Source organism: Acidimicrobiia bacterium (assembly GCA_035651955.1).
Taxonomy (GTDB): Bacteria; Actinomycetota; Acidimicrobiia; order IMCC26256; family JAMXLJ01; genus JAMXLJ01.
This window is the reverse complement of sequence record DASRES010000059.1, coordinates 1-25,909: the sequence shown is the minus strand read 5'-3', so window position 1 is coordinate 25,909 and position 25,909 is coordinate 1. Positions and strand designations below refer to the sequence as shown.

Genomic DNA, 25,909 nt, shown 5'->3' with positions numbered 1-25,909 from the left:
GCGTGCCCTGGCCGGGGAAGACGACGGCGGGTCGTGTGAGCGCGCGTTCCAAGAAGAGAGTGCCTTTCCGGGATCCGAGAGGTCCGACCCTGCCCTCGAGTGGAGCGTTACACGTCTTGGCGGGTTACCGGTCAGTACGAGCAAAAAGATTCGTTTCGGTTGCGCGAACTCCCGGTTACCGCGGAGTAGGGCGTCGCCGCGGCCACACTGTCGCGATGGTCGACGTGCCCGACGATCCCGTCGCGTTGCTCCCGCACCGCCCGCCGTTCCGCTTCGTCGACTCGGTCGGCTCGCTCGAACCCGGGTCGGGCGTGGAGGCGCGCTACCGCGTGACGGGCGACGAGCCGTTCCTCGCCGGGCACTTCCCCGGGAACCCGATCTTCCCGGGCGTGCTGCAGCTCGAGGCGCTCGCGCAGGCGGGCGCGATCGCGTTGCTGTCGGACGAGCGCTACGCGGGGAAGCTCCCGCTGTTCGGTGGCGTCACCGACGTCCGGTTCCGCCGGCTCGTACGTCCCGGCGACGAGCTGACGTTGCGCGTCGAGATGGAGCGGTTGAGCGCGCGCGGCGGTTGGGGTTCGGCGCGCGCGACCGTCGACGGCGAGCGTTGTTGCGACGCGCGCCTGCTGTTCGCGATCGGCTAACCGGCGTCGCGACGCTGGGGGTCGCGTTCGCGCTCACGCTCGGCGGCCCGGGACTCGCGCGCCTCGAGCTCGTGCTCGACGACGTCGGGATCCTCGCCGAGGAGCAGCGCGGCCTCGGCGTCGGGATCGATGGGTTGCTCGGCCCGGACGCGCCGGGACGGGCCGACCACGATGAGGACGACACCGAGCCCGCACAAGACGAGCACGACGGTCACGAAGACGGCGATGCTCACAAGAAGACCAATCGGTTCGGGGAGACGGATCCACCTTACCGGCCGTCGGACCCCGGCACTCACGGCTTCTTCATCGTGCGCGTGATCGCGCGCGATCCGCGGTGGGGTGATCGTCGGGGGTGTGCGCGCTCACGCTTCGTTGAAGCCTGAATCGGTCCAGGACCGACTCCGCGCTCGGCGAAGCGTTACGACCGGTCGCACGGGACCGCCCGTGCCCGGACTGGGACTCGCACTCCGCCCGGGGCGGTGGCGTCCGTCCCGCTCGGGTTCATGGTCAGCTCCGCACGTGGGCGGTGAGGGCACTCCCGGCGGCATCGGTCATCGCGTTGGCGACGACGCCGGAGGGGCGCGGCGCTGCCACCGTGGCCGCCGCGGCCTCGGTCGACGACGATCGCTCCACCCGCGCAGGGGCGACCGCGGCCGTGCTCGGCGGATACCAGCCGGTGCTCGACGGCATCCGCGCGGTGGCGATCGTCATGGTGCTGCTGTTCCACACGATCCGCCGGAACCGGTCGATGTTCGCGTCGGGATAGCTCGGGGTCGACGCGTTCTTCGTCCTCAGCGGGTTCCTCATCACCACGTTGCTGCTGCAGGAGGCGCCGCTGGCGCCATGTGAGCCTGCGCAGGTTCTACCTGCGTCGCGCGCTGCGCCTTCTGCCGCTCGCCGGTGCGCTCGCGCTGACGGGCGCGATCGTCAATGTGGCGACGACGCCGACCGTCGGGGGACGGCCCGCGCCGCAGGGCGTCGTGAGCGTCCTCTTCTGCTACGCGAACTGGATGCACCTGTGGCACCCGAGCGCGCTCGGGTTCATGGGTCACGCGTGGTCGCTCGCGATCGAGGAGCAGTTCTACCTGCTGTGGCCGCCCATGCTCGTGCTCCTGCTCTGGGCGGGCTTCCGCCGCTGGCCGATCCTGCTGATCGCAGTCGCGTTCGCGTGCGCGTCGGCGGCGCTGCGCGCCTATCGCTGGTACGTCGTGTCGCATCCCCCGCGTGTCGTGACGGCGTCAGCGCTCGGGAGGTTCATCCAAGCGAAGAAGGAGTTCGCCGTCGCCGAGCACAACTACTACTCGTCGTTCATGCACGCCGACGGTCTCCTGCTCGGCTGCGCGCTCGCGGTGCTCGTCGTGTCGTTCCCCGTCGTGCAGCGCGCGGTTCCCCGGTTCGGCGCGGCGACCGCGATCGTCGGCGCGGTCGGCGCCGGTGTCGTCGTCTTCAAGGCGGGCTCGGCCGGGATCGGGTCGTTCCTGTCGTCGTGGGGCCTGCCCGTGTTCGAGCTGGGCGTGGCCGCCGCCACCGCGGCGGTCGTCCTCCGGCCCCGCCTGCTGCTCGGCCGCGCGTTGGCGAACCCAGCCGCCGTCTGGGTCGGTCGTCGCTCCTACGGGGTGTACGTGATCCACGGCGCGGTGTTCACGCTCGCGAGCGATGCGATCCACGGCGACTGGGTCCTCATCCCGACGATGTGGACGATCACATTCCTGCTCGCCGCGGTGTCGTTCCGGTTCCTGGAGACGCCCGTCCTCCGGCTCACGGACCGGTTCTCGACGCGCGCGGCGGCGCCGTCGCTGGCGGGCGCGACCGTCGGCTAGGTGTGCCCGGAGTGGGACTCGAACCCACACGCCTCTCGGCAATCGATTTTGAGTCGATCGCGTCTGCCGATTCCGCCATCCGGGCCGACCGGGAGGTTACCGGCCTCCACTCCCGGATTCCCTGGATACACGGACCAGGGTGGCCAATAGACTCCGTCCTCCCATGAACGCGTCGATGCTGCAGCGCCGGCTCGTGGACGTGAGCGAGCGCTTGAAGAAGCTGCGGGCCGAGCTGACCGTCACGGAGGAGCAGCTCGCCTTCCTCGAGGAGGAGGCCGACGACGCGCGCCTGCGGGCCCTCGTCTCGGAGACGCCGCTCGGCGACGTCGAGGCCCGCGACGCCCGCCGCCATGCGGACGCCCTGGCTCGCCAGCGCGACGCCCTCCTGCGTAGCGTCGCGGAGCTGGTCCGAGAGCAGGATCGCCTGCTCGACCGCATGTCCGCGGAGCTGTCGGCCCAGTGACCGAGACCGGAGCAGCGTCCATGTCGGAGACCGCACCCGCGTCGTCCAGTGCGACGCGCGTCGTCATCGCCGAGGACGAGGCCATCATCCGCCTCGATCTCAAGGAGCTCCTCGAAGAGGAGGGCTACGAGGTCGTCGGCGAGACCGGTCGTGGCGACGAGGCGGTCGACCTGGTCCGCAGGATGCGTCCCGACCTCGCGATCCTCGACATCAAGATGCCGGGGATGGACGGGCTGTCCGCGGCCCGCCACATCGCGGGCGAGCGGCTCGCGGCGGTCCTCATCCTCACCGCGTTCTCCCAGCGCGACCTCGTCGAGCAGGCCCGCGACGCCGGTGCGCTCGCGTACCTCGTCAAACCGTTCCAGAAGAGCGACCTGCTGCCGGCGATCGAGGTCGCGCTCGGTCGGCACTCCGAGCTGACGTCGCTCGAGCGCGAGCTCAGCGATCTCGCCGAGCGGCTCGAAGCCCGGAAGCTCATCGACCGGGCCAAGGGCCGGCTGATGGACGAGCACTCGATGAGCGAGCAGCAGGCGTGGCGCTTCCTGCAGACGAACGCGATGGACCGGCGGATGAAGGTCCACCAGGTCGCCCAGCTCGTCATCGACGGGGAGCTCACGCCGTAGCCGTTCCCGCGCTCCAAGGAGCGGCGAGCCTGCGAGCGCGACCATAGAGACATGAAGCTCCTGCTCCTCGACGGGCACTCGCTCGCGTACCGCGCGTTCTACGCGCTGCCGACCGACCTCGCGACGACGTCCGGCACCGTGACGAACGCGGTGTACGGGTTCACGTCGATGCTCGTGAAGGTTCTCGCCGACGAGAAGCCCGACTACATCGCGGTCTCGTTCGATGCCGCGGGGCCGACGTTCCGCAACGACATGGACGCCGAGTACAAGGCGAACCGGAAGGAGACACCCGACCTCTTCCGCTCGCAGATGCCACTCATCCGCCAAGTGCTCGACGCGCTGCAGATCCAGGTCGTCGAGGTGGAGGGCGTCGAGGCGGACGACGTGATCGGCACGCTCGCGCGCCGAGCGGAGGCCGAGGGCGTCGACGTCGTGGTCGTCACCGGTGACCGCGACGCCTACCAGCTCGTGCACGACCCGCACGTGAAGGTGCTCTACAACCGCCGCGGCGTGTCGGACTACGTGCTCTACGACGAGGCCGGCATCAAGGAGCGTACCGGCGTCACGCCGACCCAGTACCCGGACTACGCGGCGCTGCGCGGCGACACGAGCGACAACCTTCCCGGCGTTCCCGGCATCGGCGAGAAGACGGCCGCGAAGCTCGTCTCGACGTACGACACGCTCGAGGGCATCTTCGACCACCTGGACGAGCTGCCGCCGCGGCAGCGCACGAACCTCGGTGAGTGGCGCGACCGCGTGTTCCAGAACCGGACGATGTCGCGGCTGCACGTCGACTGCGAGGTCGGGGTCGAGCCCACCGACCTGCGGCAGGGCGCGTTCGACGCCGAGCAGGTGCGCGTCCTGTTCAACCAGCTGGAGTTCCGCACGCTGCTGCCACGCCTGTTCGAGGCCGTCGGCGAGACGGCCGCCGCGCCCGAAGCGGAAGCGCTCGAGTGCGACGTCGAGGTGCTGCGCGACAGCGACGCCGTCAGCACGCGCGTGCGCGACCTCGCGGCCGCGGGCGCGCCGTACGCGATCGAGCCGCGCTGGTCCGGCGCGCCCGGACGGTCCGCACTCGCGGGCGTCGCGCTCGCCGACGGGCAGGCGCGGGTCACGTACGTCGACGGCGACCTGCTGCACGACGCGAAGGTCGTCGACGCGCTCGACGCGCTGCTCGGCCCGTCGGGGCCGCCGCTCGTCGCGCACCGGGCGAAGGAGCTGATGCACGGCCTGCCCGTCGACGTGCGCTCGCTCGACGCCGACACCGCGGTGATGGCGTACCTGCTCGACCCGGGCGAGAACCGGTACCTGCTCGAGGACCTCGCGTTGCGGTTCCTCGGCGTCGAGACCGCGTCACCCGACGCGACCGAGGGCCAGCTCGACCTCGACGGCGCGGCGGAGGTCGACGCGACCGGCCGGCGCGCGCTCGCGGTGCTGCGCCTCGCGACCGCGCTGCGCGACGCGCTCGACAAGCGTGAGCTCACCGACCTGTACGAGCGGTTCGAGCGCCCGCTCGTGCGCGTCCTCGCGCGGATGGAGGACGCCGGCGTCCGCATCGACCTCGACTTCCTCGGCGAGCTGCGCAAGGAGCTCTCGCAGCAGTGCGAGGACCTCGAGCGTCGGATCCACGCGCACGCGGGTGAGCCGTTCGTCATCAACTCCGTCCCGCAGCTCCGGCGGGTGCTGTTCGACGAGCTCGGGCTCACACCGGTCAAGAAGACGAAGACGGGCCCGTCGACCGACGCCGACTCGCTGCAGAAGATGGCCGCGGTCAACGCGCACCCGATCCTCGACGACCTGCTCCGCTACCGCGAGGTCGACAAGCTGCGCAGCACGTACGCCGACGCGCTGCCGCCACTCGTGCAACCGGACGGGCGCATCCACGCGACCTTCAACCAGATCGCGACGACGACGGGCCGCATCTCGAGCGAGTCGCCGAACCTGCAGAACATCCCGGTGCGCACCGCGGACGGGCGCGAGATGCGCAAGGCGTTCGTCGCCGACGACGGGTGCGGGCTGCTGACCGCCGACTACTCGCAGATCGAGCTGCGCGTGCTCGCCCACCTCGCGGACGACCCCGGGCTCATCGACGCGTTCGAGCGCGACGCCGACGTCCACACGACGACCGCGTCGCGCGTGTTCGGCGTGGACGAGGCCGACGTCGACGCGTTCCAGCGCCGGTTCGCCAAGGTCGTCAACTACGGCCTCGCCTACGGGATGGAGGCCTACGGCCTCGGGCAGCGGCTCGACATCCCGACCGAGCAGGCCCGCGAGATCCTCGACGCCTACTTCGAGTCCTTCCCGAAGGTGAAGGCGTACATGGAGCAGACCGTGCGCGAGGCCCGGGCCCGCGGCTACACGACCACGATCTTCGGGCGGCGCCGTCAGATCACGGAGCTGGCCTCCGACAACTTCCGCATCCGCCAGATGGGTGAGCGGATGGCCCAGAACGCCCCGGTGCAGGGGTCGGCCGCCGACATCTTCAAGCTCGCCATGGTTCGGCTCGATACAGCACTGGAGGACGCGGGTCACCGGAGCCGGATGCTCCTCACCGTGCACGACGAGCTCGTGCTCGAGGTCCCGTTCGAGGAGCGCGACGCGGTCGAGAAGCTCGTCCGCGACGTGATGGAGGCCGTGTGCGAGCTGCGGGTGCCGTTGCGGGTCGACGTCGGGTTCGGCCCGACGTGGGCGGACGCGAAGTAGCGCACCGCCCGTTCGTCTCGCGCACGCCGCTGCTCATCGGGTTCGCAGTCGCACTCGGCGCCGGCGCCGTCCTCGCGCTGTCGGCCGCGACCGGTGGCCGGATCCACATGCTGCAGAGCGACGGCGCGTCGTTCGCGGCGATCGCGCGTGACCCGTTCGGGAACGCGTCGACGTTGCACGGGTTCCAACACGGAAGGTGGGGGATCGACGGGACGGCGTACCGCTTCGGTCGCATCACGCTGCCGCTCGCCGCGTGGGTGCTCGCGCTCGGGCATGCCCCCGCGACGACGGTGACGCTGCCCGTCGTCGTCGCGATCGGGTGGGGCGCCGCGGTCGCGACTGCATGCGAGCTGTGCGTGCGGTACGGACGGTCGGTGTGGCTCGGCCTCGTCGTGCTCGCGACGCCGTACACGCTGATGTGGCTCCGGACGCCGCATCTCGTGTCGGAGTCGCTCGTCCTTGCCCTCGTTCTCGCGTCGTACCTCGCGTGGACCGACGACCGCCGCGGGCTCGCGCGCGTGCTTGCCGCGGCCGTGGTCCTCGCGCGCGAGGTCAGCCTCCTCGCGTTCGTCCCGGTGGTGTGGCGTGACGTCCGTCGACGCGGACGGGTCGCAGTACGCGACTGGTCGCTCGTCGTCGTCCCGTACGCCGCGTGGTGCTGCTGGCTGCGCGTGCGGATCGGGACGTTCCCCTTCACGGACCCGGCGGGGTCACGGCGCAACGCGCTGGCGCTCCCGTTCGTCGGCATCGCGCGCAGCTATGGAGGCGCGGTCCCTGCTCAGGCGTTGCTCGCACTCGCCGGTGCGCTCGGCACGCTCGTGCTCGGGTGGTACGTCTGGCGTGAGCGGCGGTGGTTCCCGGTGCGTGACGGCGCGATCTGGATGTGCGCGTTCGTTCCCTGTCTCGGGACGAGCGTCTGGAGGTTGTGGGTCGAGGTGACGCGTGTCGTCAGCGTGACGCAGTCGCTGTTGCTGCTCGCCGCCGTCGCCGGTGCTCGGGTCGGTGCTCGCGACGCGGAACGCGAGCGGGATCAGGCCGCGGTCGCGTAGTCGGACGGGCCCGTCGGCGTCGTCGCGACGAGCGCGGCGGCGTAGCGGACGCGGCGCCAGTCGGCCTCGTCCTCGCCGCTGGAGAGGATCTTGTCGATGTCGAGCACGAGGCGCGCCGCTTCCTCGGACGCGTCGAGACCGGCGCGCTCGAACGCCTCGCGCATCTCGTCCGCGCGGTTCCGGATCCACACCCGCTCGTGCGGCGCGTAGACGTTGCGCTCCGCGTCGAGCACCGCCTCTGCGATGGCAACCCCGTTCATCTCCATGCCGCTCTCGTCGTCTGGCTGCGCGGGGCGTTGAGCCTGACGCAGACGAATCATCCGCGCGGACGATGGCGTCAGCTGTCGGGTGCCCAAGCCTGGAGGTCGCCGTTGCTGGTGCTCTCGAAGACCTTGCCGTTCGAGATCGCGAGCAGGCCGGGGAGCTGGTTCACGTTCGGCGGCCCGAGGGCGACGGGTGTGCCGATCGGGCTGAGCGTCCCCTGCTGGAACGCCTCGATGGTCCCTGCGGTGTTGAAGTTGAAGACGCCGAGGACGACGACGTCGTCGGCGAGCGAGGGCGCGAGCGTGAGCCCGTTGTTCAGCAACGCCGTGTGCAACGGGTTGCAGACGACCGGCGTGCCGCTGCACCCCGTCGTCCCGTCGGTCGAGAACTCGTCGAGCTCGCAGAAGCCGGCATACAGGTTGCCGTCGGGCCCGATCGCGGGCGTGACCGCGAAGCTCGACTTCGTCTGATCGGTCCACAACGGTGCGCACGTGGTGGGCGTGCCCGCGCAGTTGCGCAATCCGGCGGCGTCGAACGCGAAGACGTTGCTCGGGTTCGCACCTGCCGCTTGGTACACGACGTTCCCCGAGACGACGGGCCACCCGTCGGTCGCCGCCGCTCCGACGTCGCCCGTCCACAGCGGTGTGCAGGTGACCGGCGTGCCGGAGCAGCCGTTCTGGCCGGCCGGGTCGAACGCGTCGAGCGCGTCGCCGACGGGGTAGTACACGAAGGAGCTCGTGACCGCGGGCGCAGGCAGGTTGCCGATTCCGCCGTACTCGTCGGGGGCTGCCGCCTGCCAGAGCGGTGCACACGTGCGCGGCGTTGTGCCCGTGCAGTCCGTCGTCCCGGTTGCGTCGAACGCGTAGAGCGTGCCGTCGGCGCCGCCGATGAACACCGTCGTCCCGTCCGTTGCCGGATCCGTCGTCACCGGCAGCGACGACGCGCCACCCGCGGACGCGGTCCACAGCGGGTTGCAGACCGTCGGCGTGCCGGAGCAGTTCGTCGATCCGTCCGCTGCGTACGCCTGCAGCTGGCCGGCGTCGCTGTGGATGAACACCCGGTTGCCGGAGACGGCGACCGACGACGGGGTGTTCGTCGTCGACGCAGGCTCGACCTGCGCGGTCCAGACACGGTGCAGCGTCGTCCAGTCGTCCGAGCGGACCGCGCGCTCCGCCGCGTTGAAGCCGGTGTGGACGGGATTGCCCGCGACGTCCAGCCAGCCGCACGCCGAACACGCCAGCGCGAGCGCGGCGACGATGACGACGAGCGCACGACGACCCCGATGCCGTGTCCTGACCCACCCCCCGGCAGACGCGGACCGCGGCCATCATCGTGCGGGCCGCGACAACCCGCAACCGCCGGCCCGGCCACGCGTCAAGATGCGTCTGTATCCACGCGGCGGAAGGCGGCGAGCATGGTCACCCTGCACATCGAGCACGCGATCACGGATCTCGACACGTGGCGGTCGGCGTTCGACGCGTTCGCCGACGCGAGACGGCAGGCCGGTGTGCGCGCCGAACGGCTCCGACAGCCCGTCGACGATCCGCATTCCATCGTCGTCGATCTCGACTTCGCGACGGTCGACGAGGCGAGCGCGTTCCTGCGCTTCCTGAAGGAGCGCGTCTGGGCCGTCCCGGAGAACGCGCCGGCACTCGACGGCGTCCCGCAGACGATGATCCTCGGCGACGTCGCGGAGACCGCGTGACGATCGCGAGCTCACGTCCGCGCGTTGCGTCCGTCGCGGTGGTGGCCGCCATCGCGGTCGGTGCGTGCTCCGGCGGTCATCCGAGCGCGCGCTCGCGCGCGGCGTCACTCTGCGAGAGCTCGCTGCACCGGCACATCGTGAGCAGCTCGGCAACGACGGTCGGGGACGTGCGTGCCCTATCGGGCGGTCCGCTCGGCGCGCACGTCACGGCGGACGCGTTCCCCGATGCGCCGCCGACCGCGTTCGCGGCGTGGTGCTGGACCGCGTCGCGAACGACGTACGAGGCGTACGCGGTGACGAAGGGCTTCCGCCCCCGTGGCGTGGCGGGCTACGACCGGACAGCCGGGATGCCGACGCCGTCGGGACCACCGATCATCCGGTGATGTCCTCACGCGCTCCAGACGGTCCCTGGTTCAACGAGGTTGCGGACTTCCTCGGGCGCGCGTACTTGCGCAACGCGTTCACGAAGGGGACGGAGCAGGAGGTCGAGTTCCTCGCCGACGCGCTCGCGCTCGCACCGGGGATGCGGGTCCTCGACGTCGGGTGCGGGCCCGGTCGTCATTCGCTCGCGCTCGCGCGGCGCGGGATCCGCGTGCACGGGATCGACCTGTCCGACACGTTCGTCGCGCTCGCGCGCGAGGCCGCAGCACGCGAGCAGCTCGGCGCGCGCTTCGACGTCCTCGACGTCCGCGACCTCGCGTTCGACGCGCAGTACGACGCGGCCGTCTGCCTCTGCCAGGGTGGGTTCGGGCTGCTCGGTGGGCGCGACGAGGAGGAGGTGCTGCGCCGCATCGTGCGCGCGGTCCGTCCCGGGGGCGGGCTCGCGCTGACCGCCTTCTCCTCCTACTTCGCGGTGCGGTTCCTCGAGCAAGGGGAGTCCTTCGACGCGACGACCGGTGTGCTCCACGAACACTCGACCGTCCGTGACGACGACGGCAACGAGCGCGAGTTCGATCTCTGGACGACCTGCTTCACGGCCCGGGAGCTCCGGCTCCTCGCCGCGAGCGTCGGCCTCGCCGACATCGAGATCCACGGCTCCACGCCGGGTCGATACGGTCGTCGAGTGCCGTCGCTCGACGAACCCGAGCTGCTGCTGCTCGCACACCGCTGATGACTCGATCGCTCTCTCGGCTCCGCCCTCCCGCCCTCCGGGCAGGGCTCCGCCTGCGATCGCACTGGGGTAACCCCTACTGCCAGGGCTTGTGGCGCTGTAGCCTGGGCTCGAGCCCTCGCCCGAGGGCCATCTTCCGCGTCCGGCGGACCGCACCCCATCCGAACCACCCGAGGGGCGCAGTGTGCCGTCGGCACGGACGATCCCGTTGTCAGAGGAGCACCGAGGTTGTCGCAGCAGGAGCCGACGGCGGTCACGACCGCCGTCCCGGAAGCAAGCGGGACGCCCGCACCCGAGGCGTCCCCGAGCGGTGACGCGAACGCCACCGCCTCCACCACCCCCGGCGCGTCGGACGGCGCGACCGACACGAGCACGCCGGAGATCGACCAGGACGCGCCGGTCGTCCTCGACGACCTCGGCGGCCAGTCCCTCTCGGACGCGATCGACGCCACGATCGTCGAGTTCGACGAGGGCGGTCTCGTGACGGGCACGGTCGTGAAGATCGACAGCGACGAGGTGCTGCTCGACATCGGCTACAAGTCCGAGGGCGTGATCCCCTCGAAGGAGCTCTCGATCCGCAACGACGTCAACCCGGCCGACGTCGTCCAGCTCGGCGAGGAGGTCGAGGCGCTCGTCCTCCAGAAGGAGGACAAGGACGGCCGGCTCATCCTTTCGAAGAAGCGCGCGCAGTACGAGCGCGCGTGGGGGAAGATCGAGCAGCTGAAGGAGGCCGAGGGCGTCGTCGAGGGTCCGGTCATCGAGGTCGTCAAGGGCGGCCTCATCCTCGACATCGGCTTGCGCGGCTTCCTGCCCGCGTCGCTCGTTGACCTGCGCCGCGTGCGCGACCTGCACCCGTTCGTCGGCCGCACGCTGCACGCGAAGATCATCGAGCTCGACAAGAACCGCAACAACGTCGTGCTCTCTCGGCGCGCGTACCTCGAGGAGACGCAGCGCGAGCAGCGCGACGAGTTCCTCGCCAACCTCAAGCCCGGCGAGGTCCGCAAGGGCGTCGTGTCGTCCGTCGTGAACTTCGGCGCGTTCGTCGACCTCGGTGGCATGGACGGCCTCGTCCACGTGTCCGAGCTGTCGTGGAAGCACGTCGACCACCCGAGCTCCGTCGTGCAGGTCGGTGACGAGGTGACCGTGCAGGTGCTCGACGTCGACCTCAGCCGCGAGCGCATCTCGCTGTCGCTGAAGGCGACCCAGCAGGACCCGTGGCAGGAGTTCGCCAGCAGCCACCAGGTCGGCGAGCTCGTGTACGGCCGGGTGACGAAGCTGGTGCCCTTCGGGGCCTTCGTCCAGGTCGGCGACGGGATCGAGGGGCTCGTCCACATCTCCGAGATGGCGGTCCACCACGTCGAGGCGCCCGAGCAGGTCGTGTCGCCCGGCGAAGAGCTGTGGGTGAAGATCATCGACATCGACCTCGACCGCCGGCGGATCTCCCTCTCGATCAAGCAGGCGGCCGAAGGCGGGGTCGTGGCCGCCGAGTACCAGGACCTGTACGGCGAGCACGCCTACGACGAGCAGGGCAACTACATCGGCCCCGACTACGTCGCGGAGGCGGACGCCGACGGCGGCGACACACCCGCCGGCGAGCCCCCCGCCGAGGGCTGACGCCAGGCGAGCACCCACGCCACCCCCGAGCTTTGGTGGATCCGACACCCCAGCGGTGTCGAAGCCACCAGAGCTCGGGACCGTCGCGCGCCGCGCGACCCGCCTGACGGCGCTGCTGGGCCGATCGGCTCATTGCCACGCAGCGTGACCTTCCTCATACTGCGGCCTGCGCCACGCTGCGCGCGCACCAGCGAACGCAGTGTCGCACCAAGTGGCTGTGGCCCGCCCGACCGGCGGGCGGAGGAACGTGAGGATTGGCGTGGGCAATCGTCGAACCCTGATCGCGGTGGTCGCACTGCTCCTGGCCGCCGCCGCCGGCGTGGGCGCCTGGGCGTACACGTCGGGTGCGGACCAGCGGGCCCAGGACCGGGCCAAGCTCGTCGAGGCGTACGTGGCCAGGCAGGACATCGCCCGGGGCACGTCGGGCGACCAGATCGCCGCCGGCCTGCTCGAGAAGCGTGAGGTCCCGCGCTCGGCGATCCCGTCCGACGCCGTGCGCCAGACCGCGGTCATGAAGGGCAAGGTCACCCTCGCGCCGATCTCGGCCGGGCAGTTCATCGTGGCGAGCCAGTTCGTGGCGCCCGGCCAGGGCGGCGGCGTGACCGGCACGCTCAACCCGGGCAAGGTCGCGATCACGATCTCCGTCGACGACAAGGGCGGGGTCGCCGGGTTCATCCAGCCCGAGGACCACGTCAACGTCATCGCGATCGCCAAGGTCCGCAAGGACCCGAACGCGCCGTTCAACGCCGCGCTCCCGGACAACGTCGCCGACTACGTCGTCCAGAACGTGCGCGTGCTCGCGGTCGGTGAGGGCACCGCGGCCCCGTCGTCGCCGAGCAACGGCAACAGCACCACGTCGACGACGACGGCTTCGCAGACGTCCCAGAACCGGGGTCTCGTCACCGTCGAGGTCAACCCGACCGACGCCGAGCGCGTCGCCTTCGCACAGCAGATGTACCCGATCTACCTGACGCTCGTCCCGGCGAACTACACGCCGCAGAACGTCCCGACGGTCGGCGACATGGCGCAGCTGCCGGCGCTGGCGAACCTGCTGGCCCAGTACTGATCCCGGAATCGCCGAGCGGAGCACGGAGACGAAGCCGAGGCGTGGCCGGATGGCCGGGACGCCGGAGCGGAGTCGACCAAGAGGAATGGCCTACGAGATGGACTACGACGGCAACACTGCCCTCAGCGCCGAGCCGGAGTCGACCCGCTACGACGTGTGGGTCGTCGAGCCCGACCCGGCCCTGCGCCAGAAGCTGGCGCTGCGCATCGGCGGGGCGTCGGGGACGTTCGACTCGATCCCCGCGCTGGTCAGCCGGTTGGTCGGTTCCGCGGGACCGGCCGGTGGGCCGGCCGTGCGGGCCCGGGAGACCGCGCTCGGTGTGGTCGTCCTCGGTCCCGGCCTCGCCGACGGCGAGGGCGTGACCCGGGCCCGGGCGCTCGGCGACGCGCACCCGGAGCTCGGGATCGTGCTCGTCGCATCCGAGCTCTCGACGGGTCTCTTGCAGCAGGCGCTGCGGGTCGGCGTGCGCGACGCGCTGTCGCTCGCGGACGCCGACCAGGCGCTGCGGGCCGCGGTGGCCCGGGTCGGCACGCAGATGCTCGCCGCGGGCGGCCGCCTCGACGCCCGGGAGGCCCACGACCGTCCCGGCCGCGTGATCGTCTCGTTCTCGACCAAGGGCGGCGTCGGCAAGAGCATGCTGGCGACCAACCTCGCGTCGGGGCTCGCGAAGCGGTCGGCGAAGCCGGTCGCGATCGTCGACGCCGACCTGCAGTTCGGCGACGTCGCGGTGCTCCTCGGCGTGTCGCCCGAGCGCTCGGTCGTCGACGCCGTCTCCGCGCTCCACCAGGGCGAGCCCGAGGCCCTGCGCGAGCTCATGGTGAAGCACCCCGACACCGGGCTCCTCGTCCTCCCGGCGCCGGTCGAGCCGTCCGCCGCGGACCAGGTGACGCCCGAGCAGATGCTCATGATCGTCGAGGCGCTCCGCCGGTGGTGCGCGTTCGTCGTCGTCGACATGCCACCCCACTTCGACGACACGGTCCTCGCGCTCATCGAGGGCGCCGACGACGTGCTCGTCGTGGCGAGCATGGACATCCCGAGCATCAAGAACCTCAAGGTCGGCATCCAGACGCTCGACCTGCTGTCGCTCGCCGGCGACAAGGTCAAGCTCGTCCTGAACCGTGCCAACGCCAAGGTGAAGCTCGACGTCAGCGAGGTCGAGAAGGCGCTCGCGCTGAAGACGTCGTTCCAGGTGCCGTCCGACATCGCCGTGCCGCAGGCCGTCAACCGTGGCGTGCCGGTCGTCGTCGACCAGCCGAAGTCGCCGTCGGCGCGGGCGCTCGAGCACGTCGCGGACGTCATCTACGGCGAGACCGGCGGCATCGCCGCGGCGCCACAACCGGAACCGGCCACCGAGCTCCTGCCGAAGCGCCGCCGCTTCGGTCGCGGGTGATCCCCACCGACTCGAGGGAGAGCCGATCGTGAACATGCCCCAACACACCCGCTGGCAGGACTTCCAGCGCACTCCGCTCTCGGCCCGCACGAGCGCGCTCGAGGAGATGCGCCAGAAGCTGCACCAGCACGTGATCCAGGAGCTCGGGCCGACGCTGAACGACCAGCGCGTGTCCGAGGTGGAGCTCCGCCGCCAGGTGCACGACGTGCTGCACCGCGCGATCGGCGAGGAGCGGGCCGCGCTCACCTCGATCGAGCGGACCCGCCTCATCCAGGACGTGTCCGACGACGTCCTCGGCTACGGCCCGATCGACCGGTTCCTGAAGGACCCGTCGATCACCGAGGTCATGGTCAACGGCGCGACCGACGTCTTCATCGAGCGGCGGGGGCGCATCGAGCCGACGAACGTCGCGTTCGCCGACGACACGCACCTGCGCCGCATCATCGACAAGATCGTGAGCCAGGTCGGCCGGCGCGTCGACGAGGCGACGCCGATGGTGGACGCCCGCCTGCCCGACGGGTCCCGCGTCAACGTCGTCATCCCGCCGCTCGCGATCGGCGGGCCGTTCCTGACGATCCGGAAGTTCTCGGCCGACCCGTACACCGTCGACGACCTCATCCGGTTCGGCACGATGACGCCGCAGGTGGCGCGCTTCGTCGACGCCTGCGTGCGCGGCCGGCTCAACATCGTCATCAGCGGCGGTACCGGCACCGGCAAGACGACGCTCCTCAACGTGCTGTCGTCGTTCATCCCGTCCGACGAGCGCATCGTGACGGTCGAGGACGCGAAGGAGCTCCAGCTCCACCAGCAGCACGTGCTGCCGCTCGAGTCCCGCCCGGCGAACATCGAGGGCCGGGGCGAGGTCCGCATCCGCGACCTCGTCCGCAACGCGCTGCGCATGCGACCCGACCGGATCGTCGTCGGCGAGGTCCGCGGCGCCGAGACGCTCGACATGTTGCAGGCCATGAACACCGGCCACGAGGGCTCGATCACGACCGTCCACGCGAACACGCCGCGCGACGCGCTCTCCCGCATCGAGACGATGACGCTGATGGCCGGCATGGAGCTGCCCATCCGGGCGATCCGCGAGCAGATGGCGTCCGCGCTCGACCTCGTCATCCACCTCGCCCGCATGCGTGACGGCTCGCGCCGCATCACGCACGTCAGCGAGGTGATGGGCATGGAGGGCGACGTCGTCGTGCTCCAGGACCTGTTCCTCTTCGACTACGGGATGGGCGTCGACGGCGACGGCCGCAACGTCGGGCACCTCAAGAGCACGGGCATCCGCCCGCAGTTCTCGGAGCGGCTGACGGACCACGGCATCGCCCTCGACCCGGAGCTCTTCCGCCAGGAGGCGTTCGCCCGGAAGGTGGTGGGTCTGCGATGACCGCCGTTCCCCTCGCTCTCACGCTGTCCGGCACGGCAGGTCAGGCGCTCGTCGTCGGGCTGACCGTGCTCGCGGTGTTCGGCGTCGCGTTCGCGCTGCTGCACGTCTTCGCACGCGAGCGCGACGACGTCGAGCAGCGCCTGACCGCGTACGAGGACTCGCTCGTCGCGGCGACGGCCCGCACGGCCGATGGCGGCGAGCGCCAGCTGTCGGAGACGAAGATCGTCCAGGACGCGATCGGCCTGACGTCGAAGCTCGCGACACGCGCAGGACTGCTCGACCGGGTCGAGAACGCGATCGCCCGCGCCGAGGTCCCCGTGCGGGCCGAGGAGGCGCTGTTCTTCTACGCGGCGGCGGTCGTGCTGGCGTTCGTGCTCGGTGCGGTGCTGTTCGGGTCGCCGTTCGTCGGCCTCTTGCTCGCGCTCGGTGTCGGCGTCGTGCCCGCCGTCCTCGTGGCGCGCAAGGCGCGCAAGCGGCTCCGGACGTTCGAGGAGCAGCTGCCCGACACGCTCAAGCTCCTCGCCGGCTCGCTGCGCGCCGGCTTCTCCTTCCTGCAGGGCATCGACGCCGTGACGAAGGAGGCGCCCGAGCCGACCCGCAAGGAGATGATGCGGGTCTTCGGCGAGGCCCGTCTGGGACGGCCGGTCGAGGACGCGCTCTCCGACGCGGCGGAGCGCATGAGCAGCCGCGACCTGGCGTGGGCGGTCATGGCCATCCGCATCCAGCGCGAGATCGGCGGCAACCTCGCCGAGCTGCTCGACACGGTCGCCGACACGATGGCGGACCGCGACCGGTTGCGCCGGGAGATCAGCGCGCTGACCGCGGAGGGCCGGATGTCGGGGATCGTGCTCGGCATCTTCCCGCCCGCCTTCGGCGTCGTCCTCTACGCGATGCAGCCCAGCTACATGAAGCTCCTGTTCGACGACCCGATGGGCATCGCGGCCGTGATCGGCGCGGCCGTCATGGCCGTCATCGGGTTCGCCTGGCTCCGCAAGATCGTCGCGATCGAGGTCTGACCGATGGAACTCGCAATCATCGTCATCGCTGCCGCCGCGGCGGGGTCCGCCGGCATCCTGCTCGCCACCGGTGTGCTGCAGCGCGCCGAGCTGCGCACCGCGCTCCGTCAGCTCGACGGGTACCAGGTCGCCGGGTCGCGCCAGCAGGAGATGCTCAGCCCGCTGAACCGGCGCGTCCTGACCCCGCTGGCGAACGGCCTCCTCGGTCTCGCCCGCCGCTACACGCCGCACGGCTACGTCGAGAAGACGCGCCAGAAGCTCGTCGTCGCGGGCAACCCGGACCGGCTCGACGTCGACCAGGTCCTGATCTTCAAGGCCCTCGCCGCGGTGTCGCTCCTGGTGTGGATCCCGCTGACGTTCGGCCTGCTCGGCCTCTCCGGCCCCCTCGCCGTGCTCTTCGTCGGCGTGCTGTGGGTCGTCTCGTTCCTCGCGCCCGACCTCGTGATCTCGAGCAAGACCAAGGCCCGCCAGCACCAGATCGCCGTGCAGCTCCCCGACGTGCTCGACCTCCTGGTGATCTCGGTCGAGGCCGGCCTCGGGTTCGACCAGGCCGTCGACCGCACGGCCGCGGCCGTGCCCGGCGCCCTGAGCGAGGAGTTCCGCCGGATGCTCCAGGAGACCCGCATCGGTGCCACCCGGGCCGACGCCCTCCGGGCGATGGAGGAGCGGACGCAGGTCCCCGAGCTCCGGTCGTTCATCCTCGCGATGCTCCAGGCGGACACGTTCGGCGTGTCGATCGCCCGGGTCCTGCGGACGCAGGCCGACGAGATGCGGGCGCGCCGCCGGCTCCGGGCGCAGGAGCTCGCCCAGAAGGCGCCCGTGAAGATGCTGTTCCCGTTGGTGTTCTGCATCTTCCCGTCGATCTTCGTCGTGGTCCTCGGCCCGGCGGTGATCAACCTGTCGCGGAACCTCTAGCCCGAAGCCCTCAAGCCGCCCGCTCGGGAGCCGAGGGAGGTCACGAGGGCCGCATCGCGGTCCGAGCGTCCGACCCGAGGGCTCACGTTGGCGATCACCGGTGACCGCGTCGCCGAGCGCGAAGCGTCCGTCGCGCGACCCGAGGCGCCCGACGAGGACGGGCGCGGCCGGGGGCTCCGTCTCGACGTCGTCTACACGGCGGCCTTCGCCGTCCTCGGATGGACGATCGGCGTCGGCCGGCTGGACGACAACTCGTTCTTCCTGCACCTGACGACGGGCCGGCTCATCCTCGACCGCGGGATCCCGCACGCCGACCCGTACTCGTTCACGGCGCACGGTGCGCGCTGGATCGCGCAGTCATGGCTCGCCGAGGTGCTCTACGGCGCGCTCGACCGCGCGTTCGGCGCGGCCTCGATCCGGTTCCTCGGTGGGGTCGTCGCCGCCGCGATCGCCGCGCTCGTGTTCCGCCTCGCCCTCCGCCTCGTGCGCGACCGGACGCGCGCCGTCGGGCTGACGGTCGCGGTGTTCGGGTGCATGTTCGCCCTGTGGTCCGAGCGACCGCTCGTCCTCGCGGCGCTCGCGTTCCTCGCGCTCGTGTGGATCGTCGAGGTGCCCGACAGCTGGGCCGGCCGGCACGCGCTCGTCGTCGTCCCGCCGCTGATGTGCGTCTGGGCGAACGTCCACGGCACGTTCCTGCTCGGCTTCGCGTTCCTCGGCCTCCACCTCGCGGGCCGGTGGCTCGAGGGCCATTCGCCCTCGACCGGACGCGAGCGGGTACTGCTCACGGCCGCCGTGGCCGGCGCGCTCGTCTGCCTCGTCAACCCGTACGGGCCCGCGCTGCTCACCTTCCCGCTCGGCCTGCTGAGCCGCGGCGCGGTGCTGGCGAAGGTCGTCGAGTGGAAGTCGCCGGACTTCCGCACCTTCCAGGGCCAGGCGTTCGCGGTCTGGCTCGTCGTCCTCCTCGTCGTGCTCGCCCGTGGTCGCGACCGCGTGTCGCGTCGCGACCTGATCGTCACGATCCCGTTCGTCCTGCTCGCGCTGTGGGCGCAACGCAACATCGCCGTCGCCGCGTTCGCGACGCTCCCCGTCGCCGCACGCGCGTTCGCGCTGCCGGACGACGCCGAGACGCGAGAGCGGCGGGCCGACCGGCTGCCGACGGGACGTCTCCTCGTGGCGCTCCTCGCGCTCCTGCTCGTGTACACGTCGGTCGACGTCCTGAAGGGCCCCGCGTTCGACCTGAACGGGAACCCGGTGGACGCGATGCAGGCCGTCGAGCGATCAGGCCTGCTCGGCCGGCGGGTCGCGGAGTGGAACGGGTGGGGCGGCTACGTCGCGCTGAAGTACTGGCCGCGCCAGCAGCTCTTCATGGACGACCGCTTCGACATGTACCCGGTGCCGTTCATCCAGGAGACGTTCGAGCTCCAGGACGCGACGCCCCAGTGGGCATCGGTCCTCCGGCGGACGGGCGTCGAGGTCGTCGTGTGGCCCACGAAGGACCCGCTGTCCCAGGTCCTCGAGCAGTCGGCCGACTGGATGCGGATCCACCGGGACCCGACGGCCGTCGTGTTCGTGCGCCGCGACGTGGCGCGGGCCCGCCACCTCACCGCGGCCTGACCACGGACGCGACGAGGCCGCAGGCACGGAGCCTGCGGCCTCGGTCGCTCACGGGTTGGATCAGTTGAGGTTCGTGCTCGCGTTCGAGAACTTGCTGTTCACCTGGTTGCCGAGCAGCTTCACGCCGGCGATGACGACGAGGGCGATGAAGGCGACGAGGAGGATGTACTCCACGAGGTTCGCCCCACGCTCGTCCTTGGCGAACTTGCTCTCGAGCCAGGTCTTGAGGATGAACAGGTTCATGCTGGTGCTGCCCCTTCCGGCGCTGGGATGGTGGTGTCGGTCCGTTGTGGTCACGGCGTGGACGCAGTATGAACACGCACCGTGGTCGCCGGAATAGGGCAACCGACCCATTTTGGCTGGTAGGAGCGGGTATAGGCCGTCCGGCCCAGGCGCGGCCGAGCCCGCCGCACGGCCGCGTTCCGTGACCGCTACCGGAGCTGGACGATGCCCATGCGGACGCCGCTGAGGACGGCCTGCGTGCGGTCCCGGGCGTCCAGCTTCACGTAGATCGACGCAAGGTGGTTCTTCACCGTCTTCGCGCTGATGAACAGGTCGCGCGCGACCTCGGTCGTCGAGCGACCGTCGGCGATCGCCTGGAGGATCTCCTCCTCCCGCTTCGTGAGCGGTGACGGCGGCGGCGCGTCCTCGGCCGGGCTGCGGAACTGGCCGAGCAGCGACGCGGCGAGGTCGGGGGAGAGCATCGTCTCGCCCTCGGCCGCCGACTCGACCGCTTTGACGACCTCCTGCAGCGAGCAGTCCTTGGTCAGGAAGGCGACGGCGCCGGCGTCGATGGCGTCGGCGAGCAGCGACTCCTCGCCGTGCATCGTCAGCATCACGACCCGGGCGTCGGGCGCGAGCTCGCGCACGCGCCGGGTGGCCCGGATGCCGTCGAGGACCGGCATCGTCACGTCCATGACGACGACGTCGGGCTGCATCCGGCTCGCGAGCGTCGCCGCCTCCTCGCCGTCGCCGGCCTCGCCGACCACGTCGAGCCCCGCGTCCTCGAGCGAGCGACGGAGGGCCTGCCGCAAGAGCTGGTGATCGTCGGCCAGCAGAACCGTGGTCATCTCCGAACCTCGACCTCCACGCACACCCGGGTGCCCGGGCCGGACTCGCCGTCGACGACGAGCCGGGCGCCGATCGCGTCGGCGCGCTCGCGCATCCCGACGAGCCCGAACGACTCGCTGCCCACATCGGCCGCCCCGAAGCCGCGCCCGTCGTCGCGGACCTCGAGCCGCGCCCGTCCGTCGGTCACGAGCCAGATCACGTCGACGCGGGAGGCACCGGCGTGCCGCTCGACGTTGACGAGGGCCTCCTGGGCGATCCGCCACATCTCCTTCTCGATCTGTATCGGCAGGCGGTGGCCCGATGTTTGGGCCGAGAGCCGGGTCGCGATGCCGCTGCGCTGCTCCATGCGCCCGAGCTGCTCGCGCGCGAGGTCGGCCAGCGAGGCGGTCTCGGTGACGGTGGCCCGCAGCTCGGAGAGCGTCTCGCGCAGCTCGCGCACGACGTCCCGCACGACCTCGTTCAGCGCGTCGAGCTGCTGCGGCGGAGCCGGGGTCCGGGCCGCGGCGAGCCGCTCGAGCTCGAAGCCGACGTACGCGAGCGACTGGGCCAGGCGGTCGTGGAGGTCACGGGCGATGCGGGCCCGTTCGGCCTCGGCGGCGAGCGTGCGGATCCGCCCGAACCACAGCGCGTTGTCGACGGCGAGCGCGAGCGGGTCGGCCATCTGGTCGAGATATGCGGCGTCGCCGTCGCCGAAGCGGCCGGGGTCGACGTGCTCGACGGCCACGACGCCGACGACGTTCCCCCGCGGCGTCCGCAGGACCGCGTACATCCCGCTGCGCGCGGTCGGGGACCAGCCCTGCCCGTCCACCCGGAAGAAGTCGTCGACGACCACGGTCGACGTCCGCGGCGACCGGACGAGCGCCCGGACCGCCTCGGGCAGGGCCTCGCCGTGGAGGAGGCGGGGGAGCCGGACGCCTTCCGCGAGCTCGACGCGCCAGCCGCCGGTCGCGTCGTCGTGCACGGCGACGACCGCGGCACTCGCGTCGAATCGCTCGGCGAATCGCCGCGAGGCGGACGCGACGACGTCGCCGAGATCGAGCGATGCCGGCAGCGTCTGGGCCACGTGGTGCAACGCGAGCAGCAGGTCGTTCGCCGTGGCCATGCGTGTCATCTGGTCGAGGGTCTGCTCCTGGCGGGCCGCGGCCTCCACCGAGAGGCGCCGGCCGAGGCCCCCGATCGCGGCACTCGCGAAGAACGCGACGCCCGCCTGCAACCCCACCGCGACGACGGGCTGGGTCGCGCCCTCGGCCAGCTCGGCGAGCAGCACCGCACTCGTCACACCCAGCGCGGCCGGGAGGCCGGCGTCGGTGCCCCAGCCGAAGCCGACGAGCGCGAGCGCGGGGACGGGTGTCAGCAGGAACGGGCTGTCGGCGCGGCCGCTGAGAACGACGGCGACGGTCAGGACGACGACGTCGAGCCCGGCGATCGCCGCGGCAGTGCGGGTCGTCGGGTCGGGGCGGACGGGCCGGAGCGTGCGCCAGACCGTGTTGCCGACCACGACCGCGGCGGCGAGCAGCGACGCCTTGTCGGCCCGGTCCCGGCCCGTCACGAGGAGCAGGACGCCGAGCGCGAGCGTCGCCCAGCGCAACGCCGTCGCGAGCGGCGCGACCTGGTCGAGCACGCCGTTGGCGCGCCGCTCGATGCGCCGCCGGTCGGCCCGGGTCACGGGCGGGATCGGCGCGAGCGGTCGGGGCGGGTGGCCGCGACGGCGGAAGGCGTGGAGTTGCTCCACCTCGCGTGTATCGGAGCGAGGGCCGCCGTCCTGAACGCTCGTATCATCCCGCCCGTGCTGGCCGTGGCGCTCACGGGTGGGATCGGCTCGGGGAAGTCGACCGTCGCGGATGCGCTGCGGCGCCGCGGCGCGGTGATCGTCGACGCCGACGCGATCGCGCGTGAGGTCGTCGAGCCGGGGCAGCCCGCCTTCGACGAGATCGTCGAGCGATTCGGGCCGGCCGTCGTCGGTGCCGACGGCCGGCTCGATCGTCCCGCGCTGGGCGCGATCGTCTTCGGGGACGAGCAGGCCCGGAAGGACCTCGAGAAGATCACCCATCCCCGCATCGGGGAGGAGTTCGTGCGGCGGATGGGAGCCGGGCCGCCCGACGGCGTGGTCGTGTGCGACGTGCCGCTGTACGTGGAGTCACCCGAGGCGAAGCGCGGCTACAGCGAGGTGATCGTGGTCGAGGCGCCGGTCGACGTCCGGCTCGCGCGGCTCGAGCAGCGCGGCGTGCCGCGTGACGACGCGATGCGCCGGATGGAGGCACAGGCGACCGACGAGGAGCGCCGCGCGGTCGCGACGTACGTCGTCGACAACGGCGGCTCGCTCGACGACCTCGAGCGCCAGGTCGACGACGTGTGGGCGTCGCTGCAGGAGAAGGCCGCCGCGACCGCGTGAACCGTCCATGCGTCGTTCGTCGTCGTCCAGCAACGACGAACGACGCATGAAGCCCGGGTTCGCTGACACACCCCGCCGGTACCCTGAGCCCATGCCCGCGATCGAGCTCGTCTCCGAGTTCTCCGCCGCCGGTGACCAGCCCGCCGCGATCGAGGCGCTCGCGGCCGGCGTCCAGCGCGGCGACCGCTACCAGACGCTCCTCGGCATCACCGGCTCGGGCAAGTCGTTCACGATCGCCGGCGTCATCGAGAAGGTGCAGCGGCCGACGCTCGTGCTCGCGCCGAACAAGAGCCTCGCCGCGCAGCTCGCCAGCGAGTTCCGGGACCTCTTCCCCAAGAACCGGGTCGAGTACTTCGTCTCCTACTACGACTACTACCAACCCGAGGCGTACCTGCCGTCGACCGACACGTACATCGAGAAGGACAGCTCGATCAACGACGAGATCGACCGGCTCCGCCACTCGGCCACGAGCGCGCTGCTGTCGCGGCGGGACGTGATCATCGTGGCGTCGGTCTCCGCGATCTACGGCCTCGGCTCGCCGGAGCAGTACGCGACGCAGCTCCTGATGCTCTCGACGGGGGAGGAGCACGAGCAGCGCGCCATCCTCTCGCGGCTCGTCGACCTGCAGTACGAGCGCAACGACCTCGGCTTCGCGCGCAACAAGTTCCGCGTGCGGGGCGACACGATCGAGGTCTTCCCCGCGTACGAGGAGCGCGCGGTGAGGATCCAGCTGTTCGGCGACGAGATCGAGCGCGTCGCGTCGGTCGACCCGGTGACGGGCGAGATCGTCGAGGAGCTCGAGTCGCTCGTGCTGTTCCCCGCGTCGCACTACGTGACCGACCGCGTCGCGATGGCGCGCGCGCTGCAGACCATCGAGGACGAGCTGCACGAGCGGCTGCAGTGGTTCGAGGAGCGCGGCAAGCTGCTCGAGGCGCAGCGGCTGAGGATGCGCACGACCTACGACCTCGAGATGCTGCGCGAGGTCGGCACGTGCTCCGGCGTCGAGAACTACTCGCGCCACCTCGACGGGCGCGCGCCGGGCCAGATGCCCTACACACTGCTCGACTACTTCCCGGACGACTACCTCGTCGTGCTCGACGAGTCGCACCAGACGGTCCCGCAGCTGCACGGTCAGTACGAGGGTGACCGGTCGCGCAAGGAGACGCTCGTCGAGCACGGCTTCCGGTTGCCGTCCGCGCTCGACAACCGGCCGCTGCGGTTCGAGGAGTTCATCGAGAAGGTCAACCAGGTCGTCTTCATGTCGGCGACGCCCGGGCCGTACGAGATGGAGATGTCCACGCAGGTCGTCGAGCAGGTCGTGCGGCCGACCGGTCTCGTCGACCCCGAGGTGCAGGTCCGCCCGACGAAGGGCCAGATCGACGACCTCGTCGCCGAGATCCGGTCGCGCACGGAGCGCGACCAGCGAGTCCTCGTCACGACGCTCACGAAGAAGATGGCCGAGGACCTCACGGACTACCTGCTCGAGCTGGGCATCCGGGTGCGGTACCTGCACAGCGAGGTCGACACGCTCGAGCGCGTCGAGATCCTGCGCGCGCTGCGTCTCGGCGAGTTCGACGTGCTCGTCGGCATCAACCTCCTGCGCGAGGGCCTCGACCTGCCCGAGGTGTCGCTCGTCGCGATCCTCGACGCCGACAAGGAAGGCTTCCTGCGTTCCGAGACCTCGCTGATCCAGACGATCGGGCGCGCGGCCCGCAACGTCGAGGGCCAGGTCGTCATGTACGCCGACCAGTTCACCGACTCGATGCGCCGCGCGATCTCGGAGACGAACCGGCGCCGGAAGAAGCAGCTCGACCACAACGCCGAGCACGGCATCGACCCGCAGACCGTCCGCAAGAAGGTGAGCGACATCCTCGAGATGGTCCGCGCTCGGGGCGGCGAGGAAGAGGCGCCAGCGCGACGCGGGCGAGGGCGGGGCCGTCAGCGCGCGGCGGCGGGCGCGCGCTCCGCCGTGTTCGAGCTCACGGATCTCCCGCCGGACGACCTCGGTCGTCTCATCCAGACGCTGCAGGAGGAGATGCACGAGGCGGCCAAGGACCTCCGCTTCGAGGAGGCCGCTCGCCTGCGCGACGAGATCAGCGAGCTGAAGCGCGAGCTCCGCGAGTTCGCCTAGCGGCAGCCGACCCACCGAACATGCGTTCGCTCGCGCACCGATCGCTAGTACCCTGACCGCCGTGGCGCGCAGAGCGGGGACGGCGGCGAAGGCCGCGACGAACAGGCGGGCAAAGGCCGCGGCGGCGGAGCGTCACGCCATCGGCACCGACGAGATCGTCGTGCACGGCGCGCGCGAGCACAACCTGAAGGGCGTCGACGTCCGGCTCCCGCGCGACCGGCTCATCGTCTTCACCGGGCTCTCGGGGTCCGGCAAGTCGTCGCTCGCGTTCGACACGATCTACGCCGAGGGTCAACGCCGGTACGTCGAGTCGCTGTCCGCGTACGCGCGCCAGTTCCTCGGCCAGATGGACAAGCCCGACGTCGACTTCATCGAGGGCCTGTCGCCCGCGATCTCGATCGACCAGAAGTCCGCGTCACGGAACCCGCGCTCGACCGTCGGCACGATCACCGAGATCTACGACTACCTGCGCCTGCTGTACGCGCGCATCGGGGTGCCGCACTGCCCCCAGTGCGGCGACGTGATCACCCGCCAGACGCCGCAGCAGATCGTCGACCGCGTGCTCGAGCTGCCCGAGGGGACGCGCTTCCAGGTGCTCGCGCCCGTCGTGCGCGGCCGCAAGGGCGAGTACGAGGGCCTGCTCGGAGAGCTCGCGAAGCAGGGGTTCACGCGCGCCCGGATCGACGGCGAGGTGCACGAGCTCTCGGCGTTGCAGGGCTCGGGCGGTCACGGCGACACACGGGAGCGCCTCGCGCGGTACGAGCAGCACACGATCGAGGTCGTCGTCGACCGCTTGGTGCGCCGCGCCGGCATCGAGCGCCGGCTCACCGACTCGTTGGAGACGGCCCTGAAGCTCGCCGAAGGCGTCGCGGAAGTCGAGATCGTGCCGAAGGACGGCGGTGAATCGGAGACGCTGACGTTCTCCGAGCATCTC

General features: G+C 71.3%; 25 protein-coding genes, 1 tRNA gene and 1 pseudogene. 20 read left to right on the top strand and 7 right to left on the bottom strand.

Translation table 11 applies throughout. From position 1 onward, the window contains the following. The first annotated feature begins 215 nt into the window (after window positions 1-215). Complete coding sequence (fabZ, locus tag VFC33_13145; GenBank protein HZR14183.1) at window positions 216-641, top strand: 3-hydroxyacyl-ACP dehydratase FabZ; 426 nt, start codon at window positions 216-218, stop codon at window positions 639-641. Here the strand turns inward: fabZ and VFC33_13140 are convergent. Next, window positions 638-874 carry a hypothetical protein gene (locus VFC33_13140; GenBank protein HZR14182.1) on the bottom strand — a complete coding sequence of 79 codons (237 nt, stop codon included), beginning with the start codon at window positions 872-874 and terminating at the stop codon, window positions 638-640. The two genes, fabZ and VFC33_13140, sit on opposite strands and share 4 nt — an antisense overlap. Before the next feature lie 293 nt (window positions 875-1,167). On the opposite strand from VFC33_13140, the gene VFC33_13135 reads away from it, so the two are divergent. Together VFC33_13135 and VFC33_13130 are read left to right on the top strand one after the other, a co-directional pair. Then, entirely contained in the window at window positions 1,168-1,407 is a 240-nt protein-coding gene (locus tag VFC33_13135) for a hypothetical protein (GenBank protein ID HZR14181.1), read from the top strand. 76 nt (window positions 1,408-1,483) lie between these two features. Then, window positions 1,484-2,461, top strand: a pseudogene (locus tag VFC33_13130) (acyltransferase family protein). A gap of 3 nt (window positions 2,462-2,464) precedes the next feature. Here VFC33_13130 and VFC33_13125 read toward each other — a convergent pair. Then, window positions 2,465-2,546: transfer RNA gene (locus tag VFC33_13125), tRNA-Leu, on the bottom strand. 78 nt (window positions 2,547-2,624) lie between these two features. On the opposite strand from VFC33_13125, the gene VFC33_13120 reads away from it, so the two are divergent. The 4 genes from VFC33_13120 to VFC33_13105 are packed head-to-tail and all read left to right on the top strand — an operon-like array spanning window position 2,625 to window position 7,299. After that, entirely contained in the window at window positions 2,625-2,924 is a 300-nt protein-coding gene (locus VFC33_13120) for a hypothetical protein (GenBank protein HZR14180.1), read from the top strand. Window positions 2,925-2,944: 20 nt separating this feature from the next. Further along, a complete protein-coding gene (locus VFC33_13115; protein HZR14179.1) occupies window positions 2,945-3,547 on the top strand; it encodes a response regulator in 603 nt (200 codons plus the stop codon). A gap of 51 nt (window positions 3,548-3,598) precedes the next feature. Then, window positions 3,599-6,250, top strand: coding sequence for a DNA polymerase I (polA, locus tag VFC33_13110; GenBank protein HZR14178.1), 2,652 nt, complete (start codon window positions 3,599-3,601; stop codon window positions 6,248-6,250). Further along, entirely contained in the window at window positions 6,232-7,299 is a 1,068-nt protein-coding gene (locus VFC33_13105) for a hypothetical protein (GenBank protein HZR14177.1), read from the top strand. The genes polA and VFC33_13105 overlap by 19 nt, the downstream gene beginning before the upstream one ends. On the opposite strand, the gene VFC33_13100 is transcribed toward VFC33_13105, so the two are convergent. Together VFC33_13100 and VFC33_13095 are read right to left on the bottom strand one after the other, a co-directional pair. Beyond that, on the bottom strand, window positions 7,281-7,565 hold the full coding sequence (locus VFC33_13100) for a hypothetical protein (protein ID HZR14176.1): 285 nt from the start codon (window positions 7,563-7,565) through the stop codon (window positions 7,281-7,283). The genes VFC33_13105 and VFC33_13100 overlap by 19 nt on opposite strands. Before the next feature lie 71 nt (window positions 7,566-7,636). Continuing rightward, a complete protein-coding gene (locus tag VFC33_13095) occupies window positions 7,637-8,701 on the bottom strand; it encodes a PQQ-binding-like beta-propeller repeat protein (GenBank protein ID HZR14175.1) in 1,065 nt (354 codons plus the stop codon). 276 nt (window positions 8,702-8,977) lie between these two features. Here VFC33_13095 and VFC33_13090 point away from each other — a divergent pair, with 276 nt between their 5' ends. From VFC33_13090 to VFC33_13045, 10 genes are all read left to right on the top strand, one after another. Then, entirely contained in the window at window positions 8,978-9,268 is a 291-nt protein-coding gene (locus VFC33_13090; GenBank protein ID HZR14174.1) for a hypothetical protein, read from the top strand. Window positions 9,269-9,435: 167 nt separating this feature from the next. Continuing rightward, on the top strand, window positions 9,436-9,651 hold the full coding sequence (locus VFC33_13085; protein HZR14173.1) for a hypothetical protein: 216 nt from the start codon (window positions 9,436-9,438) through the stop codon (window positions 9,649-9,651). Then, complete coding sequence (locus tag VFC33_13080; GenBank protein HZR14172.1) at window positions 9,651-10,379, top strand: methyltransferase domain-containing protein; 729 nt, start codon at window positions 9,651-9,653, stop codon at window positions 10,377-10,379. Before VFC33_13085 ends, VFC33_13080 begins: the two co-directional genes overlap by 1 nt. Before the next feature lie 381 nt (window positions 10,380-10,760). Beyond that, a complete protein-coding gene (gene rpsA, locus VFC33_13075) occupies window positions 10,761-11,993 on the top strand; it encodes a 30S ribosomal protein S1 (protein ID HZR14171.1) in 1,233 nt (410 codons plus the stop codon). A gap of 259 nt (window positions 11,994-12,252) precedes the next feature. Next, window positions 12,253-13,059 carry a Flp pilus assembly protein CpaB gene (gene cpaB / locus VFC33_13070; protein ID HZR14170.1) on the top strand — a complete coding sequence of 269 codons (807 nt, stop codon included), beginning with the start codon at window positions 12,253-12,255 and terminating at the stop codon, window positions 13,057-13,059. Window positions 13,060-13,144: 85 nt separating this feature from the next. Beyond that, a complete protein-coding gene (locus tag VFC33_13065; GenBank protein ID HZR14169.1) occupies window positions 13,145-14,449 on the top strand; it encodes a P-loop NTPase in 1,305 nt (434 codons plus the stop codon). A gap of 34 nt (window positions 14,450-14,483) precedes the next feature. Further along, window positions 14,484-15,836, top strand: a complete 1,353-nt coding sequence (locus VFC33_13060) for a CpaF family protein (protein HZR14168.1) — start codon at window positions 14,484-14,486, stop codon at window positions 15,834-15,836. Beyond that, on the top strand, window positions 15,833-16,852 hold the full coding sequence (locus tag VFC33_13055) for a type II secretion system F family protein (protein HZR14167.1): 1,020 nt from the start codon (window positions 15,833-15,835) through the stop codon (window positions 16,850-16,852). Before VFC33_13060 ends, VFC33_13055 begins: the two co-directional genes overlap by 4 nt. Window positions 16,853-16,855: 3 nt before the next feature. Next, on the top strand, window positions 16,856-17,767 hold the full coding sequence (locus VFC33_13050) for a type II secretion system F family protein (GenBank protein HZR14166.1): 912 nt from the start codon (window positions 16,856-16,858) through the stop codon (window positions 17,765-17,767). A gap of 87 nt (window positions 17,768-17,854) precedes the next feature. Continuing rightward, window positions 17,855-19,381: a hypothetical protein gene (locus VFC33_13045; protein ID HZR14165.1), complete on the top strand. Its 1,527-nt coding sequence runs from the start codon at window positions 17,855-17,857 to the stop codon at window positions 19,379-19,381. Window positions 19,382-19,441: 60 nt separating this feature from the next. On the opposite strand, the gene VFC33_13040 is transcribed toward VFC33_13045, so the two are convergent. From VFC33_13040 to VFC33_13030, 3 genes are all read right to left on the bottom strand, one after another. Beyond that, a complete protein-coding gene (locus VFC33_13040) occupies window positions 19,442-19,624 on the bottom strand; it encodes a Flp family type IVb pilin (GenBank protein ID HZR14164.1) in 183 nt (60 codons plus the stop codon). Window positions 19,625-19,812: 188 nt separating this feature from the next. Further along, window positions 19,813-20,451 carry a response regulator transcription factor gene (locus VFC33_13035; protein ID HZR14163.1) on the bottom strand — a complete coding sequence of 213 codons (639 nt, stop codon included), beginning with the start codon at window positions 20,449-20,451 and terminating at the stop codon, window positions 19,813-19,815. Beyond that, on the bottom strand, window positions 20,448-22,184 hold the full coding sequence (locus tag VFC33_13030; GenBank protein HZR14162.1) for a histidine kinase: 1,737 nt from the start codon (window positions 22,182-22,184) through the stop codon (window positions 20,448-20,450). Before VFC33_13030 ends, VFC33_13035 begins: the two co-directional genes overlap by 4 nt. Window positions 22,185-22,238: 54 nt before the next feature. Between VFC33_13030 and coaE the strand changes: the two genes are divergently transcribed. The 3 genes from coaE to VFC33_13015 all read left to right on the top strand — a co-directional run. Next, window positions 22,239-22,844, top strand: a complete 606-nt coding sequence (gene coaE, locus VFC33_13025; protein ID HZR14161.1) for a dephospho-CoA kinase — start codon at window positions 22,239-22,241, stop codon at window positions 22,842-22,844. A 91-nt stretch (window positions 22,845-22,935) separates the two neighbouring features. Then, the gene (gene uvrB, locus VFC33_13020; protein ID HZR14160.1) at window positions 22,936-24,975 is read left to right on the top strand and encodes an excinuclease ABC subunit UvrB; all 2,040 of its coding nucleotides are present in this window, start codon (window positions 22,936-22,938) and stop codon (window positions 24,973-24,975) included. 139 nt (window positions 24,976-25,114) lie between these two features. Further along, window positions 25,115-25,909: excinuclease ABC subunit UvrA (locus VFC33_13015; GenBank protein HZR14159.1), on the top strand; the 795-nt coding region annotated here is incomplete at its 3' end.

Coding starts and splice junctions, on each gene's coding strand:
- fabZ (HZR14183.1), top strand. CDS start 216: ATGGTCGACGTGCCCGACGATCCCGTCGCGTTGCTCCCGCACCGCCCG.
- VFC33_13120 (HZR14180.1), top strand. CDS start 2,625: ATGAACGCGTCGATGCTGCAGCGCCGGCTCGTGGACGTGAGCGAGCGC.
- VFC33_13115 (HZR14179.1), top strand. CDS start 2,945: ATGTCGGAGACCGCACCCGCGTCGTCCAGTGCGACGCGCGTCGTCATC.
- polA (HZR14178.1), top strand. CDS start 3,599: ATGAAGCTCCTGCTCCTCGACGGGCACTCGCTCGCGTACCGCGCGTTC.
- VFC33_13100 (HZR14176.1), bottom strand. CDS start 7,565: ATGGAGATGAACGGGGTTGCCATCGCAGAGGCGGTGCTCGACGCGGAG.
- VFC33_13090 (HZR14174.1), top strand. CDS start 8,978: ATGGTCACCCTGCACATCGAGCACGCGATCACGGATCTCGACACGTGG.
- VFC33_13080 (HZR14172.1), top strand. CDS start 9,651: ATGTCCTCACGCGCTCCAGACGGTCCCTGGTTCAACGAGGTTGCGGAC.
- VFC33_13065 (HZR14169.1), top strand. CDS start 13,145: ATGGCCTACGAGATGGACTACGACGGCAACACTGCCCTCAGCGCCGAG.
- VFC33_13060 (HZR14168.1), top strand. CDS start 14,484: ATGCCCCAACACACCCGCTGGCAGGACTTCCAGCGCACTCCGCTCTCG.
- VFC33_13055 (HZR14167.1), top strand. CDS start 15,833: ATGACCGCCGTTCCCCTCGCTCTCACGCTGTCCGGCACGGCAGGTCAG.
- VFC33_13050 (HZR14166.1), top strand. CDS start 16,856: ATGGAACTCGCAATCATCGTCATCGCTGCCGCCGCGGCGGGGTCCGCC.
- VFC33_13040 (HZR14164.1), bottom strand. CDS start 19,624: ATGAACCTGTTCATCCTCAAGACCTGGCTCGAGAGCAAGTTCGCCAAG.
- VFC33_13035 (HZR14163.1), bottom strand. CDS start 20,451: ATGACCACGGTTCTGCTGGCCGACGATCACCAGCTCTTGCGGCAGGCC.
- uvrB (HZR14160.1), top strand. CDS start 22,936: ATGCCCGCGATCGAGCTCGTCTCCGAGTTCTCCGCCGCCGGTGACCAG.